This is a genomic window from Rahnella selenatireducens (genome assembly GCF_046449555.1).
Classification (GTDB): Bacteria; Pseudomonadota; Gammaproteobacteria; order Enterobacterales; family Enterobacteriaceae; genus Rahnella; species Rahnella selenatireducens.
Window position 1 is genome coordinate 75,119 of sequence record NZ_JBKEZJ010000013.1, and the last position, 18,977, is coordinate 94,095.

Annotated in this window: 15 protein-coding genes; 8 read left to right on the forward strand and 7 right to left on the reverse strand. The window is 57.3% G+C overall.

The window, feature by feature from the left end:
- Window positions 1-5: 5 nt before the first annotated feature.
- Window positions 6-908, reverse strand: a complete 903-nt coding sequence (locus ACLBVC_RS19435) for a LysR family transcriptional regulator (RefSeq protein WP_410150991.1) — start codon at window positions 906-908, stop codon at window positions 6-8.
- 121 nt (window positions 909-1,029) lie between these two features.
- Between ACLBVC_RS19435 and ACLBVC_RS19440 the strand changes: the two genes are divergently transcribed.
- The 5 genes from ACLBVC_RS19440 (at window position 1,030) to recD (ending at window position 12,158) form a co-directional block, all read left to right on the forward strand.
- Window positions 1,030-2,127: an NADH:flavin oxidoreductase/NADH oxidase gene (locus tag ACLBVC_RS19440; protein ID WP_410150992.1), complete on the forward strand. Its 1,098-nt coding sequence runs from the start codon at window positions 1,030-1,032 to the stop codon at window positions 2,125-2,127.
- Between the two features lie 205 nt (window positions 2,128-2,332).
- Window positions 2,333-2,845, forward strand: a complete 513-nt coding sequence (locus ACLBVC_RS19445; RefSeq protein WP_410150993.1) for an SRPBCC family protein — start codon at window positions 2,333-2,335, stop codon at window positions 2,843-2,845.
- Window positions 2,846-2,989: 144 nt separating this feature from the next.
- Window positions 2,990-6,436 carry an exodeoxyribonuclease V subunit gamma gene (gene recC, locus ACLBVC_RS19450; RefSeq protein ID WP_410151061.1) on the forward strand — a complete coding sequence of 1,149 codons (3,447 nt, stop codon included), beginning with the start codon at window positions 2,990-2,992 and terminating at the stop codon, window positions 6,434-6,436.
- Window positions 6,433-10,113, forward strand: a complete 3,681-nt coding sequence (gene recB / locus ACLBVC_RS19455; protein WP_410150994.1) for an exodeoxyribonuclease V subunit beta — start codon at window positions 6,433-6,435, stop codon at window positions 10,111-10,113. The genes recC and recB overlap by 4 nt, the downstream gene beginning before the upstream one ends.
- Window positions 10,110-12,158 carry an exodeoxyribonuclease V subunit alpha gene (gene recD / locus ACLBVC_RS19460; protein WP_410150995.1) on the forward strand — a complete coding sequence of 683 codons (2,049 nt, stop codon included), beginning with the start codon at window positions 10,110-10,112 and terminating at the stop codon, window positions 12,156-12,158. Before recB ends, recD begins: the two co-directional genes overlap by 4 nt.
- Here the strand turns inward: recD and ACLBVC_RS19465 are convergent.
- The 6 genes from ACLBVC_RS19465 to ACLBVC_RS19490 all read right to left on the reverse strand — a co-directional run bounded on the left by ACLBVC_RS19465 (window position 12,155) and on the right by ACLBVC_RS19490 (window position 15,566).
- The gene (locus tag ACLBVC_RS19465; protein ID WP_410150996.1) at window positions 12,155-12,397 is read right to left on the reverse strand and encodes a hypothetical protein; all 243 of its coding nucleotides are present in this window, start codon (window positions 12,395-12,397) and stop codon (window positions 12,155-12,157) included. The genes recD and ACLBVC_RS19465 overlap by 4 nt on opposite strands.
- Window positions 12,398-12,601: 204 nt before the next feature.
- A complete protein-coding gene (locus ACLBVC_RS19470) occupies window positions 12,602-12,733 on the reverse strand; it encodes a hypothetical protein (protein WP_410150997.1) in 132 nt (43 codons plus the stop codon).
- A 74-nt stretch (window positions 12,734-12,807) separates the two neighbouring features.
- Window positions 12,808-12,915 carry a small membrane protein YniD gene (gene yniD / locus ACLBVC_RS19475; RefSeq protein ID WP_095923072.1) on the reverse strand — a complete coding sequence of 36 codons (108 nt, stop codon included), beginning with the start codon at window positions 12,913-12,915 and terminating at the stop codon, window positions 12,808-12,810.
- 25 nt (window positions 12,916-12,940) lie between these two features.
- On the reverse strand, window positions 12,941-13,090 hold the full coding sequence (locus ACLBVC_RS19480; protein WP_410150998.1) for a hypothetical protein: 150 nt from the start codon (window positions 13,088-13,090) through the stop codon (window positions 12,941-12,943).
- A gap of 98 nt (window positions 13,091-13,188) precedes the next feature.
- Window positions 13,189-14,418, reverse strand: coding sequence for an MFS transporter (locus tag ACLBVC_RS19485; protein WP_410150999.1), 1,230 nt, complete (start codon window positions 14,416-14,418; stop codon window positions 13,189-13,191).
- Window positions 14,415-15,566, reverse strand: coding sequence for a serine hydrolase domain-containing protein (locus ACLBVC_RS19490; RefSeq protein ID WP_410151000.1), 1,152 nt, complete (start codon window positions 15,564-15,566; stop codon window positions 14,415-14,417). The genes ACLBVC_RS19485 and ACLBVC_RS19490 overlap by 4 nt, the downstream gene beginning before the upstream one ends.
- Before the next feature lie 115 nt (window positions 15,567-15,681).
- Here ACLBVC_RS19490 and ACLBVC_RS19495 point away from each other — a divergent pair, with 115 nt between their 5' ends.
- The 3 genes from ACLBVC_RS19495 (at window position 15,682) to ACLBVC_RS19505 (ending at window position 18,923) form a co-directional block, all read left to right on the forward strand.
- A complete protein-coding gene (locus ACLBVC_RS19495; protein WP_410151062.1) occupies window positions 15,682-16,590 on the forward strand; it encodes a LysR family transcriptional regulator in 909 nt (302 codons plus the stop codon).
- Between the two features lie 152 nt (window positions 16,591-16,742).
- Window positions 16,743-17,222 (forward strand): 2TM domain-containing protein, encoded by a 480-nt coding sequence (locus tag ACLBVC_RS19500; RefSeq protein WP_410151001.1) that lies wholly within the window; start codon window positions 16,743-16,745, stop codon window positions 17,220-17,222.
- A gap of 138 nt (window positions 17,223-17,360) precedes the next feature.
- Entirely contained in the window at window positions 17,361-18,923 is a 1,563-nt protein-coding gene (locus ACLBVC_RS19505) for a sensor domain-containing diguanylate cyclase (RefSeq protein ID WP_410151002.1), read from the forward strand.
- Window positions 18,924-18,977 lie beyond the last annotated feature (54 nt).

Sequence of the window (18,977 nt, forward strand, 5' to 3'; positions counted from 1 at the left end):
GCGATTTACTCCCCGCTGCACGCTTGTGCCAGAAGCTGGCGCAGCCACTGATGCGCCGCCGATAAATGCGAGCGCTCGTGCCACGCTGCGACTTTGGTAAAACCGGGGATCGTCAGCGGTGGCGGTAATACCTCAAGCCCTGAGGCGTCGCGAACCAGACGTTCCGGTACCACGGCAATCAGGTCAGTGGTTTGCAACACCGGCGGCAGCACCAAAAAGCTGTTCACCGACAACACCACGTTACGTTTTTTACCCAGCGCCTGAAGCGCCTTATCGGTCACGCCTTGGAAGTTTTCGCCGCTCAGCGACACCAGCGCGTGATCGTACCGGCAGAACGTTTCGAGAGAAATTGTGCCGTTTTTCAGCGCCGGATGGCCTTTGCGCAGCGTACAAACATAACGTTCGTCGTAAAGATGACGAATGTGTAAATCAGGTGGCGTGGTATCCGGTGTCAGTAACGCAAGGTCTATTTCGCCACGTTCCAGCCGGCCCTGAATCGTGGCATCTTCAGCGCGTTGTACTGACAGATGAATGCCCGGTGCAAGCTGTTGCAACAGGGAAAAGAACGGCACAATAATCACACTCAATGCGTAATCTGTGGCCGCCAGCGTGAATGTCATTTCGCATTCTGCGGGGACAAACGCTTCCGGCTCCAGCAGCGCTTCAATTTGCGCCATGACCCGTTTTACCGGTTTCGCCAGCGCCATCGCGCGCTCAGTCGGCACAATGCCGTAACGTGAACGGACAAAAAGCGGATCATCAAAACTGTCACGCAGACGTGTCAGCATACTGCTGACGGCAGGCTGCGTCAGGGACAGGCGTTCGGCGGCGCGGGTGACATTACGCTCATCGAGCAGTGCGTCGAAAGTCTTTAACAGGTTGAGATCGAGGCTTTTAAGGTTGCGCATCGGCAGGGCACTCTTTGAGTTATAACGAAATATTATGTGCACTATAATATTTCTTCACTTCCGCATATAGCTGTCCGACGACACTCTGGTCGCCGGATGCCAAACTCACCGGGAAAAAATTATGTCCGCACTCTTTACGCCATTTTCACTGAAAGATGTCACGTTAAAAAACCGTATTGCTGTTCCGCCGATGTGCCAGTATTCCGCCACTGACGGCGTGCCGAACGACTGGCATCAGGTGCATTACGCAACGCTTGCGCGTGGTGGCGCAAGCCTGGTGATCGTCGAAGCGACCGCCGTTTCGCCGGAAGGCCGCATCACTCCGGGATGCTTAGGGATCTGGAACGACGCGCAGGCTGCTGAACTGGCGAAAATCGCCAAGTCTATCAAAGCCGCCGGAGCTGTTCCGGGGATTCAGATTGGTCACGCAGGGCGTAAAGCCAGCGCCAACCTGCCGTGGGAAGGCGATGATCATATTGCAGAAGGCGATCCGCGCGGCTGGCCGACTATCGCACCTTCTGCGGTAGCATTCGGCAAACATCTGCCAAAAGTGCCGAAAGAGATGACAAAAGCCGATATCCAGCGCGTGATGGCGGATTTCGTCGCGGCGGCAAAACGCGCGCGCGACGCCGGTTTTGAATGGCTGGAACTGCATTTTGCCCATGGCTATCTGGCGCAGAGTTTCTTCTCCGTGCATTCCAACACCCGTTCCGATGAATACGGCGGGGATTTCGCCGGTCGCAGCCGTTTCCTGATTGAGACCTTCGACGCCGTCAACGCGGTCTGGCCGAAAAACCTGCCGATCACCGCGCGTTTTGGCGTGATCGAATACGATGGCCGCGACGAAGAAACGCTGTCTGAATCCATCGAACTGACGCGCATTCTGCGTGAGAAAGGGCTGGATATGCTCAACGTCAGCGTCGGTTTCTCCACCTGGGAAGCGCAGATCCCGTGGGGCGCAGGTTTCCTGGCACCGGTTTCACGCCGCGTGCGCAAAGAAGCCGGGCTGCCGGTCGCCAGCTCCTGGGGCGTGGCGTCTGCGGACGTCGCCGAACGTTGTATCAGCGAAGAAGATATGGATCTGGTGATGATTGGCCGCGCGATGCTTGCCAATCCGCATTACCCGTATGCGCTGGCAAAAGAGCTGGGCGTGGAAAACCCATCATGGGTTCTGCCCGCGCCTTACGCGCACTGGCTTGAGCGTTACAGCATCAGCTAAAACGTCAGTGGTAATATCTGCGTAAAATAGCGGTGAAAACAACAGGCAGAAGCGATCCTTCTGCCTGTTTTTTTGCCTGTTATCCAGATATAAAAATAAAAGATGATTATCATCATAAGTGATGATTTCATTAATATCTTGCTATTGCGTATCTTGTGCTCAACGCCAGCCTGCGGGCCGGACGCTTAATTCTGAGGAGCTAAACATGAACGCAATACTCTGGCCGGAAGGCTTTATCCCCGGCGAAACTGACAACTTCGCGTCTAACGAAATGATCATCACCGGCCTGACCGTGGAAGAGCTGTGGGCGCAGCTCGACAACACCGCCGCATGGCCGGTGTATTACAGCAACGCTTCGGATATTTTTTTCCACGACGGCACCGGTCCGGGCCTGAGCGACTGCGCACGTTTCCGCTTCAGTACGTTCGGTTTTCCGGTCGAAGCGCAGGTCAATGAATATGTACCGCCGGTAAAAGGCCAGCCCGCGCGCATGGCGTGGCATGGCTGGGCAGAAGGCGACGCCGAAACCCGGCTCGACGTCCATCACGCCTGGCTTTTCGAAGAACTCTCTGGCGGCCGCGTCCGCATTCTGACGCAGGAAACGCAAAACGGTAAACCTGCCCGTGAACTCGCGATCACGCGCCCAAACCCAATGATCAACGGCCATCAGGAATGGCTGGATGGAATGATCGGCGCGGCTCGCAAAATGCGCGGCTGATTTTCAGTGAATTACATTTTGCTTCGGGGCAGGCCGCAGGGTCTGTCTCTTTTCTTTTCAATCCTTTCAATCCTTTCCAAATCAACGCAAAATCTGTCTTCTTGAGCGGCGACAATAAGGGATGCGGGCGTGAATTCAGGTTTGATGGTGTTACACGGAAATCACTCAGAAGCGCTGAGGGATATTCTGGTGTCGTGGATGGCGGCGCATCCGCTGTCTCCGCTGGAAAACGAAGTGATTCTGGTGCAAAGCAACGGTATCAATCAGTGGCTGAAATTGGCGCTGGCGCGCGATGTGTCCGAAGGCGGCTGCGGGATCGCGGCGGCGCTGGATATTAAGTTGCCTGCGCGCTTTTTCTGGCAGGTTTACCGCGCGGTGCTGGGTAAAGAACAGGTACCGGATTCGTCTCCGTTTGACCGCCCGTTACTGACATGGCGGCTTATACGTCTGTTGCCGGAATTACTGCCTGAACCGGTTTTTGCTCCCCTGGCGCGTTTCTTAAAAGACGACGGCGATATGCGTAAGCTGCATCAGCTGGCGCAGCGTCTGGCGGATTTGTTCGATCAGTATCAGGTTTACCGCGCCGACTGGCTGGAAGACTGGGGCAACGGGCTGGACGTGTTGCGTGCCAGCCGCAAAGGCAGTGAGCCGTTGCCGGAAAACCTGCTATGGCAGCCGCAATTGTGGCGCGCTTTGCTGGCCGATGTGCCTGAAAGTGAGCAGGGAACCAGCCGCGCTGCGCTGCATCAGCGTTTTCTGCAACATGCCCAAACCATTCCTGAAGACGAGCGTCCGGCCGGTTTGCCTGCGCGTCTGATTGTCTTCGGGATCTCTTCGCTTCCGCAACAATCCTTAGAAGTTCTGGCCGTGCTGGGCCGCTGGACGCACATTTTTATGTGTGTGCATAACCCGTGCGAGCACGACTGGAGCGATATTATCGCCGATAAAGATCTGCTGCGCGCGGAACGTGCGCGTCAGCGGCGTAAACCGGGCATGCCGCAGGTGATTACCGAAGGCGATTTACATCAGCATGCGCATCCGTTGCTGGCGGCATGGGGTAAACAGGGGCGCGATTACATCGGGCTGCTCAACGAATATGACAACCACGAATCCTACGCCTCCACGCTAGCGCCGGTGATCCCACGTATTGACCTGTTCACCTCCAACGGCGAAGACACCTTATTGCATCAGTTGCAGGAAGATATTCTGCAACTGCGGCCGCTGGCGGAAACGCAGGAAAAATGGCCCGAGATTGATGCGCTGAATGACGAATCCCTGCGTTTCTCGATAACGCACAGCGCCCAGCGTGAAGTGGAAGTGCTGCACGACCGTCTGCTGGCCGCGCTGGCCGCCGATCCGACCCTGAAAGCGCGCGATATTATCGTGATGGTGCCGGACATCAATGGCTATGCGCCGCACATTCAGGCGGTGTTTGGCCTGATGGAACGCAGCGATCCTCGCTATATCCCTTTCACTGTGGCCGATCAGGGGCCGCGTCAGAATAACCCGCTGCTCGGCGCGCTCGAAAGCCTGCTGACATTGCCGCAGTCGCGTTTTGCCGTCAGCGATTTACTGGATTTACTCGATGTGCCGTCGGTGCGTCAGCGTTTTGGCATCGGCGAAGAACAGTTGCCACTATTGCACCGCTGGATAAGCGCCGCCAACGTGCGCTGGGGGCTGCATGCGGAACAGCGTCAGAGCCTTGAACTGCCGTTATCGCCGGAGCAAAATAGCTGGTTCTTCGGCCTGCAACGAATGCTGCTCGGTTACGCCGTCGGCAGCGGTGACGCCTGGCAGGGCATTGAACCGCTGGATGAAATCGGCGGGCTGGAAGCGTCGCTGATTGGCCCGCTGTCGCATCTCTTAAATTGCCTTGATGAAACCTGGCGCCAGATGCGTGAGCCCGCGTCGCCGCCGGTGTGGGGCGAACGTTTGCAGGCGTTGCTGAGCGGTTATTTTGCCGAAGATGACGGCGATGACGGCTTTATTTTAGTGCGTCTGCATACCGAGCTGGAAACCTGGCTTGAAGCCTGTGAAAGCGTCGATCTTCAGGCCGAGCTGCCGCTGTCTGTCGTGCGCGAACACTGGCTGGCGCAGTTCGACCAGTCCGGCCTGACGCAGCCGTTCTTTGGCGGTGCCGTCACGTTTGCCACGCTGATGCCGATGCGCGCCATTCCGTTCCGCCACGTTTACCTGCTCGGGATGAACGACGGCGATTATCCGCGCAACCGCGTGCCGATGGATTTCGACCTGATGGGGCGTGATTACCGGCCGGGCGACCGTTCGCGCCGTGAAGACGACCGTTATCTGTTCCTCGAAGCGCTGCTGTCGGCGCGCGAACGCCTGCATATCAGCTGGGTCGGGCGCAGCATTCACGATAATACTGAACGGCCGCCGTCGGTGCTGGTGGCGCAACTGCGCGACCATCTGGCAGCGGGCTGGAAAGCGATAAACGACGGCGATCTGATCCATGCGCTTACCGCCGAACATCGCCTGCAACCGTTTAACCGCGATTACTTCAGCAAGGGCAGCGAGCTTTTCAGCTACGCCCACGAATGGCGCGCCGGAATGGACGCAGATATCAGCGCCGATGCGCCGCAGCCATTGCCGCCGGTGGAGCAGGAAGGAGCGCTTACGCTGCGTCAGCTGGCGGATTTTCTGTCCGATCCGGTGCGCAGTTTCTTCCGCCAGCGTCTGAATATTTACTTCGAGCTGGAAGATGCGGGAAGTGAAGATCAGGAGCCGTTTGATATCAATGCGCTGGAAAACTGGCGTTTGCAGGACGAACTGATCCGCGCGCAGAAATGGGCGCTGGAGGCCGGAGAGTCGCGTCAGGATATTCTGCGTCAGCAGCTTGAACGCATCGAACGGCGCGGTGAACTGGCACCGGGCGAATTCGCCGCGGTGCTGAGTGAAGATCTCGCCGAGCCGATGGAAACGCTGTTCGCCAGTTATCAGAGCGTGCTCGATGAATGGCCGCAAACCCTGGCCAGTGAAGCGATGAGTGTGGAAACCGCAGGCGTGATTGTCTCGGACTGGCTCGGCGATTTACGTGCGAACGCCAGCGGGGATCGCGCCCGCGTGGTGCTGGAAAGCATAGGCATCATCAAAGACCGCAATTACCGCCTTGACCGTTTGCTTCCTTATTGGGTCGCGCATCTGGCCGGACACCTTGGCGGACAGCCGATGCACAGCATTATTATCAGTAAAAACGGGACGGCGGAATTACCACCGCTGGAGATTGCCGACGCGCAGGCGCTCTGGCAGCAACTGATCGAAACCTGGCAACAGGGACAATTAAGGCCGTTGCCGCTGGCGGTCAAAACGGCCTTTGTCTGGCTAAAAAAAGACGGCACCGCGCAAAGCCCACCGGACAGCGATGCCGGGCTTGCGGCCCGCGACGCCTATGAAAATCACGATCCCGCCAATATGAAATTTGGTGAACGCGACAGCAACCCGTATCTGGCGCGCGCATGGCCGGATTTCGCCACGCTGTGGTCCGGCGGCGAATTCGCCGAACTGGCGGATAAACTGCTGGCACCGCTGAAAAATCATCTTTCCCGCAGCAGCAAAAAAGGAGCGAAAGAATGAAGGAACACATTTTTCCCTCTGCGCTGAATGTACTGAATTTCCCGCTGACCGGTAGCCGCCTGATTGAGGCAAGCGCCGGAACGGGTAAAACCTTCACCATCGCCGCGCTGTATGTGCGCCTGGTGCTCGGCCACGGTGGCGGGAACGCGTTCGGCCGCCCGCTGACGCCACCGGAAATTCTGGTGGTGACATTTACCGATGCTGCCACCAAAGAGCTGCGAGACAGGATCCGCGAACGCTTGTCCAGAGCGGCGGCGTGCTTTCTGGAGGAGCCGGACCAACCCTCGGCAGGCGACGAATTTTTGCTGAACCTGCGCGCGGAATATCCGCCGCAAGAGTGGGCGGGGTGCGCGCGTAAGCTGCAACTGGCGGCGGAATGGATGGATGAATCAGCGGTCTCCACCATCCACGGCTGGTGTAACCGCATGCTCGGCGAACACGCTTTTGACAGCGACAGCCTGTTTACCCAGACGCTGGAAACTGACCAGACCGAACTGCTGATGAACGTGGTGCGCGATTACTGGCGTAGCTTCTATTTTTCCCTGCCGGAACCTGATATCAGGACGCTGCGCGCGTGGTGGCGTTCGCCGGAAGACCTGCACAAGAATGTCTCTCCGCTGCTGGAATACGCTGAAATGCTGGGTACCGACGAACCCCCCGCGGTCATTTTTGATACGGTGAATCAGCAAAAAGCCGCAGAGATGAGCGCGCTTAAAGCGGGCTGGCCGGAATGGACGAAGGAACTGCGGACCCTCCTTGAAGGTGCGGTGGCGGCAAAAGTCGTGAACGGCCGGAAAATTCAGGCGCGGTATTTTAATCCGTGGCTGGAGAAACTTTATGCCTGGGCGACCAGCGATGAGCTCATTCCCGAGCTGAACACCGGCTGGGAGCGCCTGACTCCAAACGGTCTGGCTGAATGCTGGACGCAGGGCGAACCGCCCGTACACCCGGCGCTGACGGCGATGGAAACACTGAAAGCGCGTCTGGAAACGTTGCCCGATGCCCGCAGCGGCCTGCTGCAACATGCCTGTCGCTGGATTGAAAACCGTTTTGACGTCGAACAGAAAAAACGGGCGCAGATGGGCTTCAACGATTTGCTGACCCGTCTGGACGCCGCGCTGCGCAGCGATAACGGCGAACGGCTGGCGGAGATTATCCGCACGCAATTCCCGGTGGCAATGATCGACGAATTTCAGGATACCGATCCGCTGCAATACCGGATTTTCGACACCGTTTACCGCGTAGCCGAAAACGCGCCGGAGCAGGGGCTGATCCTGATCGGCGACCCGAAACAGGCAATTTATGCCTTCCGCGGTGCCGACATTTATACCTATCTGCGCGCCCGCCGCGACACCGGCGGACGTCACTACACGCTGGCGACCAACTTCCGTTCTACCCGTGCGATGGTGGCATCGGTGAACAGCGTCTTTTCGCTGGCCGAAGACCGTACTGCCGGAGAAGGTACATTCCTGTTCCGCCGTGGCGATGAAAATCAGGTGCCGTTCCTGCCGGTGGAGGCTCAGGGACGCAAAGAAACCTGGGAGATTGACGGAAAAGAAGCCGCGGCCATGACGTTGTGGTATCCGGAAAATCAGACCGATGCACTGCCGAAAACGCAATACGCCCAGCTGATGGCCGAAGGCTGCGCGACGGAAATTGTCCGTTTGCTGCGCCTCGGGCAGCAGGGCGCGGCCGGTTTCAGTCAGCCGGAAATACCGTTTAAACCGGTCGCGCCGGGAGACATTGCCGTGCTGGTGAATACCGGACGGGAAGCGGCGGCGATCCGCACGGCGCTGTCTAAACGCGGCGTGCGCAGCGTGTACCTTTCTGACAAAGAATCCATTTTTCAAAGCGCGCAAGCAAGGGAATTGCAGTTCTGGCTGGCGGCCTGCGCTGCGCCGGAAAACGACCGTCTTCTGCGCGCCGCGCTGGGTACGCCTTCGCTGCATTTAAGCTGGGAAGCGCTGGACCGCCTGAATCAGGATGAAAACGAGTGGGAACGCTACGTTCAGCAGTTCCAGCAACTGCGTCTGTGCTGGCGCAAGCAGGGCATTTTGCCAATGCTGCGGCGTCTGATGTGGGAGTTTGACGTACCGCGTCATCTGCTCGCGCACGGCGACGAACGGGCGCTGACCGATTTGCTGCACCTTTCCGAATTACTGCAACAGGCCAGCGTGCAGCTTGATGGCGAGCACGCGCTGATCCGCTGGCTGGCCGAACAGTGTCAGGATGAAAATCAGGGCGGCGATGCGCGCAAACTGCGTCTGGAAAGTGACGCGGCGCTGGTGAAAGTGGTTACCGTGCATAAATCCAAAGGGCTGGAGTATCCGCTGGTGTTCCTGCCGTTTGCCTGCGCATTCCGCGCGGTGAAAAAACAGGATTCACCGCTGAAATGGCATACGTCGGAAGGTGAACTTGAAATCGCGCTGAGCGCCACGGAAGCGCAGCGGGAGCTGGCAGACCATGAACGCCTGGGCGAGGATCTGCGTAAATTTTACGTTGCACTGACCCGCTCGCGTTACGCGCTTTGGCTCGGCATGGCGCCGCTGAAAGAGTTTGAGAAAAGCGCACCGGGTTACCTTTTTCACGGCGGCGAACCGGTTGAGGCAGAAGAGTTGTCCGCCAGTTTGCAGGCGCTGGAAACGGAAAATATTCAGGCGTGGCCGTTGCCAGTTTCTGTCGGAGCCGTGTATCGCAGCGAACAGGCATTGCCGGAACTCGTGCCGCGTCCGCCGCTGCGCACGCACAAAGGCCCGCGCTGGTGGGTATCGAGTTTTTCCGGCCTGCAGATCGCCCCGGCCGGTACTTATATCGTGCCGGAAGCGCTGAACCGTGAACCGCCGATTGAAATCGAAAGCGCCGCGCAGGACAGCTATTTAGAAGATAAAAAGTCAGAGAACAAAGAGTCTGCCGACGGGCTTTTGCAGCCGATGACCGGTGAGAATTTATATGCTTTTCCGCGCGGGCCTGCGCCGGGTAATTTCCTGCACGGTTTGCTGGAATGGGCGGGCGATGAAGGTTTTGCCGCACTGGCGGAAAACCCGGAGCGAATCGCCGATCAGGTGGCGCGTCGTTGTAATACGCGCGGCTGGGAGCAATGGATTGTTCCGCTGACCGGCTGGCTGACCGCGTTGCTGACACAGCCGCTGGCGTTGCCGGGCGGAGAGAGTTTCACGCTGGCCGCACTGCCGCCGTATCAGGTGGAAATGGAATTCTGGTTCTCGCTGTCGCAGGTGTCCACGCGGCGTCTTGATACTGTCGTTCAGCATTTCACACTTGAGGATGCAGAGCGCGCACCGCTGCTGGCGGAAGAACTTAACGGCATGCTGAAAGGCTTTATCGATCTGGTGTTTGAGCACAACGGGCGTTATTACGTGCTGGATTACAAATCCAACTGGCTCGGCGATGACGCCACCGGTTATGACCAGACGGCGATGATGCAGTCGATGCGGGATCACCGTTACGATTTGCAGTTCACGCTGTATCTGTTTGCACTGCATCGTTTGCTGAAATCCCGTTTGCCGGATTACGACTACGACCGCCATATCGGCGGCGCGGTGTATTTATTCCTGCGCGGCAGCCACGCGCCGGGTAACGGGGTCTGCGTCCAGCGGCCGGATAAAGCATTAATGGAAGAACTTGACGTTCTTTTCAGCCGCACTGAGGAACGCGCATGAAAATCAACAGCCGTGAAGATATTTTAAAACTGCTGGCCAGCTGGGTGGAGTGCGGCTGGCTGCGTGAACTGGATCGCGCGCTGGTGACGTTTCTGGCAAAAGAAGCGCCGGATGCGCACCCGCTTTTATTACTGGCGACGGCGCTGACCAGCTACCAGCTGGGGCGCGGCCATGTGTGTCTGGATTTGCAGGCCACGCTGGCGGACAGCGCGTTTTCACTCTCGCTTCCGCCCGATGGCGATCACTCCGATGGCGCGATTTCCCGTCCCTCTGCGGTGCTTGACGATCTGAGCCTGGAAGCGTGGATGGCGGCGCTGATGAACCCGCAGCTGGTGGGCAGCGGCGACGGTAATTCGCCGCTGGTGCTCGCCGGACATCGCCTGTATCTGCGGCGTTACTGGCAGTACGAGCAGAATGTGCGCGAAGCCGTTGAACAGCGCCTGAGCCGCACGCAACTGAATGCGCTGCCTGCTGAATCGCTGCGTGTGTCACTCGATGCCCTGTTCCCGCAGGCCGGAAACCCAGAGCAGGTGAACTGGCAGAAACTGGCGTGCGGGCTGGCGGCGGGGAGTGCGTTCAGCATTATTACCGGCGGCCCCGGCACCGGGAAAACCACCACGGTTGTGCGTCTGCTGGCGTTATTGCAGGCGCTGGCGCTGGAAGAAAACGGCCAGCCGCTGCGTATCCGGCTGGCCGCGCCGACCGGTAAAGCGGCGGCGCGTCTGAACGAATCGGTGGCCGGTGCGGTTTCCCGGTTAGATCTGCACTCGCTGAACAGCGGCGATACGGTACGCGAAAGTATAAATACCGATGTGGTGACGCTTCACCGTCTGCTCGGCAGCAGGCCGGATACCCGGCATTTCCGGCATCATGCGGGCAATCCGCTGATGCTCGACGTGCTGGTGGTGGACGAAGCGTCGATGGTCGATCTGGAAATGATGGCAGCGCTGCTGGCTGCACTGCCGCAGAACGCGCGGCTAATCCTGCTCGGCGATAAAGATCAGCTGGCCTCGGTGGAAGCCGGTGCGCTGCTCAGCGAGTTATGTCAGCGTGCCACCGGCGGGCACTATCTGCCGCAAACCCGCGACTGGCTGCAAAGCGTGACCGGGGAAAGCATTCCGGATGCTCTGGTCGACCCGGCGGGAACGGTAATGGATCAGGCCGTGGTAATGCTGCGTCACAGCTACCGTTTTGATGCACAAAGCGGCATCGGACAGCTGGCGGAAGCGGTCAACGACGGCGACGTTAAAGCGCTGAAACAGGTCTTGAAACAGGGGTACGCCGATCTGGCACAGCTTACGCTTAATGCGGATGATGATACCGAACTGCGCGACTGGGTGATTAACGGCGCGGCGGGGCGGTTTCCGGCTGCACAAAGTCGCAAAGGCGTCGAGCCACCGGTGGGTTACCGTCATTATCTGAACGTGATGACAAATGAACGTCCGGCCGATGATGCGCCGCCGGAAGCGTTCAGCGCCTGGGCGGCGAAGGTGCTGCTTGCGTACAGTCAGTTTCAGTTACTGTGCGCATTGCGCGGCGGACGCTGGGGCGTGGAAGGGCTGAACCTGCGGATTGCGGAAATTCTGTATAAAGACGGGCTGCTAAAAGCGTCGGTCGGCTGGTTCCCTGGGCGTCCGGTGCTGGTGACGCGCAACGATTACAGCCAGCGGCTGATGAACGGCGATATCGGCATCACGCTGGAAATTCCTCACCGGCTGGCGGACGGTTCCGTGGTGCCGGTGCTGCGCGTGGCATTCCTGACCGGCGACGGCACTCAGGATATCCGCTGGGTGATGCCGGGGCGGTTACAGGCGGTCGAAACGGTATTTGCCATGACGGTTCATAAATCGCAGGGCTCTGAATTTACTCATACGGCGCTGCTGCTGCCGGACAATCTCAGCCCGATCCTGACCCGCGAGCTGATTTACACCGGTATTACTCGTGCGCGTCACTGGTTCAGTCTGGGATGTGTGGGGGGAATTAACGCGGTGCTGCCGGAAGCGGTTCAGCGCAGGGTGCTGCGCGCCAGCGGGCTGATTAATTAAAACTCGTACTCGTGCATTTTTGCCGGTTTACGCAGCGGGCGGGCTTTCGGACCCGCGACTTTTGTGGCTTTGTGTGGATCGCCGGCAACAAACTCCAGCGTCGGCGAGTAGTAAAAAGGCAGCCAGCCGCCGTAGCCATTCTCCCACTCCCAGCGAACCGGGCAGGGCCAAAGAATGTCTTCGTGCATAATGTAATAGGTCCATCGCCCGTGCGGACGACGAGGTTTGCGGTTATTCATAAGCAGACGGTCAGACTCTTAAACATCACGGGGGATATTTTCGCCTGCACGGCATCAGGTTTCAAGCCCGCTGGCCGAATTGTTGCTTATTTAATCAGCAAGACATGGCCGGTGGAGGTGTTGTTCGGAAGGATGTGGCCAGAATCAAAGAATGACATCAGGGGCGGGAGGCCGAAAACGGGGGCGTCCGGGCGACGAGAAAGGTCAGGTGCGTCTCATATCTTCGAGATACATAAAGAACTGGCTGATCCGCAGGCTGATGTTGCCGATATCAAACAAAATCATTGCCCATAAAATCAGGATCATCACTAACAGAACTTCGGCCAGACGGTACATGCCGTGTCACCTCCTTGTATTTACACGGAAAATAACTTAACTCAAATTGATAGCGTGGACAACCTTGCAACAGGTTATCCCCAAATCATGGCGGCCCAGCGCAGGAGCATCAGCGCTCCGCAGATACACAGCAGCACCACCACCATTTTCCAGTGTTTGGCCATCATCCGTTTTGTCACCATTTTTCCTCCCTGTTTTGGGGGGCATTTAGCCCGCCAGATGCTGATCGACATAGTGAACAACATGTTCTTTGAGTTCTGGCACCGTTTGATCGGCGAGCCATTCGAAGGCCATCAGCAGCAGGGCTGCTGTGGCCAGAACGGTTAAGAGTAAACCCGCTTTTTTACGCGCTTCCATGGATCTCATTTTTTCTGATTTGCCTGTTTTTTACTCTACCAGAACAGGCCGGGATCCGGGAAGAATTCAGGCGTCTGGTTCGGGAAAGGTTTAAAAAATTATACCTTTTGTGCCTTTCCGAAACTTTGATCCTGCGCCTGATGCGGGTGAGAATGCCGCGGGCCGGGTCTGAAGCCCTGTGTTCTGGCACACCAGGCAATCAGTAAACCGGCGACCAGCAGAATCTGCATCGCCCACGGGAAGACGCCAATCCCGGCAGTTTCCAGCAGTATTCCGCCGGACAAACTGCCGCCCGCAATGGCCAGATTCCAGGCCACCACGACCATCGATTGCGCCATGTCCGCATGTTCACCTGTGGCATCGGCAATTGCGGTTTGCAACAACGTCGCCGCGCCGCCGAACGTCAGACCCCAAACCGCAACGCACAGCGTCACGATGAGCGCCGAATGGCTGCTGAGCGCCAGCACCAGTGAGATCAGCGCAAACATAGCGAGGCTGGTGAGCAATGTCTGGCGCAGACGTTTATCCACCAGTATGCCGGTCAGCCCGATGCCCGCCAGCGCGCCAATGCCAAACACCAGCAGGATTTGATCCGCATGACCGGCCAGACCGGAGAGCCGCAGGAACGGCACAATGTAGGTATAAAGCAGGTTGTGGGTCAGCATCCACAGCAGGATCACCGCCAGAATGCTGCGCACCCCCGGCATCAGAATGACCTGCCGCAGCGACTGTCGTTCTCCGGCTTTCTGACCGGGATAATCCGGCACCTTGCGCAGCACCCAGACCACCAGCAGCAACGTCATCGCAGACATCACTCCGAAGGCTATCCGCCAGCCGAGCAGCGTACCCATCCAGGTTCCCAGCGGCATGCCGACCGATAGCGCAACCGGCGCGCCGAGCATCGCAACCGACAGCGCGCGCCCCTGCTGATGCGCGGGCACCATGCGCCGCGCGTAACCGGCCAGTAATCCCCACGCCAGTCCGGCGGCGGCACCGGCCATCCAGCGGGCAAACAGCGTCAGGGCAAAATTCGTCGAGAACGTGGTCAGCGTGTTGAAAACCAGGAAGCCGGCGATGGCCGTCAGCAGCACCGTGCGGCGGTTCCAGCCGCGCGTGAGGGCCGCCAGTGGGATCACTGCCATCAGCGAACCGGCGGCATATGCGGTAATCATCTGACCCGCTAAAGCCTGCGATACGTCCAGGCCACCGGCAATTTCTGGCAGCAAACCAGCGGGCAGCGTTTCCGTCATGATGGCAATAAAACCGGTCAGCGCCATCGCCAGCAAGGCCGAGAGCGGGAGCGGCGTTTTTTTCGATGTCTGATTCATGACTTCACTCCATACACCGCATCGCGTAATTCATTCACAAAGGCACCCGACATCCCTTCGTACAATGTGTTAGTGAAGGCGACCACGCTCAGCCCGGCGGTGCGATCGACAAACCAGGAATGACCGTAAGCGCCGCCCCAGCGCCAGGTGCCCGCGGATTCCGGCGACGCTGCCGCCTGCGGATCGCGCAGGACGGAAAAACCCAGCCCGAAACCGGTGCCCGGCATGTCCGGCAGTTCAAGGCCGCCGGTCTGGTCGCGCCCCATTTCATCCACCTGCGCCGGTGTCAGTAACGGGTGTCCGCCCTGACGCAGCATTTCCAACATTTTCAGCACGTCGTGCGCGCTGCTGATCATTCCGGCTCCGGCAGACGGGAAAGCCTGTGCATCCAATGCCCTGAGAGGTGAATACGCAATGCCCACGGTGTCTTCGAAGGCGGCGACCTTTTCGCCTTCCTGCAAGCGGTGAGGCACGGGGAAATCGCTGACATACGGCGTCGCCAGCCGCGCCGGATTAGCGGTATAAAACGCGGTGTCGTTGATGCCCAGCGGGCCGGTAAGATGGTTTTTTACCACGTCGCCGAGCGGTTGCTGGCAAACCTGCTCAAGCACTGCGCCGAGCACGTCCACGGCAAGGGAATATCCCCATGAGGTGCCCGGCGCATACAGCAAAGGCACTCCGGCCAGACGACGCAGGTTTTCCGCCAGCGAAATTCCGCTGTTATCCATGCCATCAGAAACCCCGGCAAGCGCATACGGACCCTGCTCATCAGGCTCAAAAAAGCGGTAACTCAGCCCTGCCGTATGGCTTAATAAATTCCGCACAGTGATCTGCGCGTGCTGCCCGCCGGCAAGGGAAGGGGAAAATTCCGGCAACCATGTCTGAATGTTGTCATCGAGTGCCAGCTTGCCTTGTGAAATTAAGATCATCGCGACGGTTGATACGATGGGTTTACTGACTGATGCCAGACGGAACAGTGTACTTTCTGTCATTGCCCGCCCGGCCTCACGGTCAGCCAGCCCTGCGGCGTGGTGATAAATCAGCTCGCCTTGTTTAGCGACCAGTACAACGGCACCCACAAGGCGTTTTGAGGCGATCGCCTGCTCAACAACGAGGTCGAGTCGGGATTTCAGCGTGGAGGAATTCATGGTGTTATCTCAGTTTCTGAATGTGTTAAATCACGATAGAGAACTCCTCAGTACGGAAAAAGTAGGGTAGATTTCCAGAATATACGGACACTAACGTCCGCAATGAGAGGTGGCAGTGGAAAGTCTGAGCAGCCTGAATGTGTTTGTACACGTCGCGGAAACCCGCAGTTTTGTCGCGGCCGGTCGCCTGCTGGGCGTTTCGGCTTCGGCGGTGGGCAAAACCATTGCGCGCTTGGAAGCCAAACTGAAGGTTCGTCTTTTTCACCGCAGCACCCGCAGCGTGACGCTGACGGCAGAAGGCGCGCTGTTTCTTGAGCGCAGCCGCCGGATTGTTGCGGAACTGGAAGCCGCAGAAAGCGAGTTGTTGCAGCTTTCTGAATCCCCGCGTGGTCGTTTGCGGCTGAGCCTGCCGCAGGTCAGCACACTGTTACTGCCGGTGCTGGGCGAATTTATGCGGCGTTACCCGGATATCGAACTGGATCTGGACTTTACCGATCGCATTGTGGATGTGGTTGACGAAGGGTTTGATGCCGTGGTGCGCACCGGTCAGATGGTAGATTCGCGTCTGTCGATGCGTAAACTGGGGACGTTTCACCATTTGCTGGTGGGTTCACCGGCGTATTTCAAAGAGTATGGCGTTCCGGCCTCGCCGCCTGATTTGCTCTCTCACCGGTGTTTGCATTTTCGTTTCCCAAACAGCGGAAAGCTGGAAGCCTGGCCGCTTGGCGAATATCAGGATCTGGCGCTTCCGGTTTCGATGGTTTGTAATAATATCGAGACGCGGCAATGTTTCGCGTTGCAGGGCCTGGGCATTGCGTGCCTGCCGGATTTTAGTATTCGCAAAGAGCTGGCGCGTGGGCAACTGGTCACCGTGCTGGATGACTATGTCAGCCGCAGCGCCGACTTTTTCATTCTCTGGCCGTCGGGTGGCTACATGACGCCAAAATTGCGGGTTCTGATCGACTTTCTCAGCGAGCGCGTTTTTCCTGAAAACCCTGAACTGGCTTTGTTGTGTCCGAATTAGAAAGCCCGACAATACGCTACATCACAGGCTAACGTGATGATCTGAAAAGCTGTCAGGTTGATGTCGTGCCGGTGTCAGGTTGCTGACGTGTTGGTTTCCGGTTGGGTATAGCATGCTGTTTCTGTGTTCAACATTCACGTAAAGGTAAGAATATGAATCAGAGCAAAATCAGGCAACTCAGGATCTCCCGCGCCTGGTCTCAGGAGCAGCTGGCAGAACTTTCCTCACTCAGCGTGCGTACCGTTCAGCGTATCGAAAACGGCGAGCAGGCCAGTCTCGAAACGCTCGGAGCCATTGCGGCGGCGTTTGATATGAAAGTTTCTGAACTGACAGAAAATGATCCGCAATTTGATGCCATGCCCGAGCATGCGCTCGATGAACAAATCGAAAAAGCCAGAAAGCGGGTTGAGGAAGAAAGTGGCTTCTATCGTTCGGTGGTTTTCTGGGCGGTGATCAATATCGGTTTATTTGCGATTAACCATTACACCTCGCCCGATACCATCTGGTTCGTCTGGCCGTTATGTATCTGGGGCGGTATTTTGCTGATCCGCGGGTTGGGAATTTTTGTTTTCCGTGGTTCGGTCGAACGCTGGCAGAAAGCCCGGTTACAGAAACTGATCCGCAAGCCGTGAGGCGAAAACCGTAAAATTAAGACAGATTGCTGCCTGCAACTTCAAAGAAGACCGCCCTGACTGAGACATATCAAATTTCCGGCTTAACATGCTGCTATCCTCTTTAGCATTCAGGGTTATCAGCTCAACGGACAGAGAATGGATCAGCAACGGCGGTTTGCATTTAATCTTAAAAGACTGATATTGCTGCTGGCTCTGGTGAGTACGCTCATCATTTTGCTCAGCAGTTATCTGGCAATTTTTCAGGTCGAAAGAAAACTTCTTATCGATTCTTCGCTGCGCGCCAGTCAGTCCTACGCGGCGCGTCTCTCCCTGACGGCCGATCTTTTTTTCAGTGCGGCTCAAAAACAGCTGATGTTCAGTGCCGGTTTGCTGGGCGAAGAGTTTGATGATCTTTACGCTGTCGGTGATGAAGCGGACCGTTTGCAGATTCAGAGTAAGCGTTACAGCTCTGTGCTGGTGGTGGATAAAACCGGTACGGTTCGCGCCGCGTCGAGAAACTCCGCCAATATGGTCGGTCTCAGGCTGGTGTCAGACGCCAACACGCAGGCGCTGGCCACGCAAAATCCGGTGATCAGTTCCCCTTTCCGCACCGCACAAAATAATCACATTATTGCGATGTCCGTACCGATTCGTAATGCGCGGGGAAAGTATCTCGGCTATCTGGTGGCGGAAATTACCCTGCAACAGGGCGGTATTATTGATTCACTGATCAATGCCCGGAACTACCGCAAAGACGCGTATATCTATGTGATCGACAACGAAGGCGACGTTTTGTACCGCGCCGCTGACGGCTGGACGGAAAGCACGCCGCAGGGAAATGTGAATAAAGCGCTGCTGGAAGGCCGCGATCAGGGTTTTCTGCACATGAAAAATTTGCAGAGCGAGGATTCGCTGGCCGGTTTCTCGACGATGGAAGTCGCGGGCTGGACGGTGCTGGTGCTTCATCCGGCAAGGGCTGACGTGATATTGCTGTATGACGTCATGTTGCAGGTTCTGCTTTATACCCTGCCATTTGTGATTCTGGTGTTTATCGGCATCTGGTTGCTGGCGCGCTATATTTCCCGCCCATTACGGCAACTCGCATCGAAAGCGGACACAATGGATTATGAGGATGTCTCCTCGGAAATTCAGCAGGTGAATGCCTGGTATTACGAAGCCTCAAAGCTGAAAAGCGTGATGTTGCAGGGGATCCACTTGCTGCATCAGCGCATTGAAAAGCTGAGTACGCAGGCGCATACCGATCCGATGACCGGCCTGCTGAACCGGCGCGGTTTGTACGAGCAGGCGGATAAACTGCTGAGCGAGGCGTCGCAAATCGGTGTGATTACACTCGATATCGATCACTTTAAAAAGATCAACGATACCTATGGTCACGACGTGGGAGATGGTGTGATTACGCAGTTGTCGCGACTCATTCTGAACAACTCGCGTGATGAGGATTTGCTGTGCCGCATGGGCGGAGAAGAGTTTCTATTGCTGCTACCGGGCACCTCACTAACACGCGCTGTACAACTGGCAGAACGGTTACGCCGGCAGGTTGAAAAAGAGCACTTTGACACGGCCGTAAACGTGACGATTTCGCTGGGCGTGACCCATTTTCATCCGGGAAAAGTGAACATCGACAGTGCGCTGAAATCGGCTGACAAGGCGTTGTATCAGGCGAAAAATGACGGGCGAAACTGTGTGGTGAGCCGTTAATGCGCTGAAGGGCGTTGTGGTATCGTTGCTGGAAGAAGGCCAGGTTTTTTACCT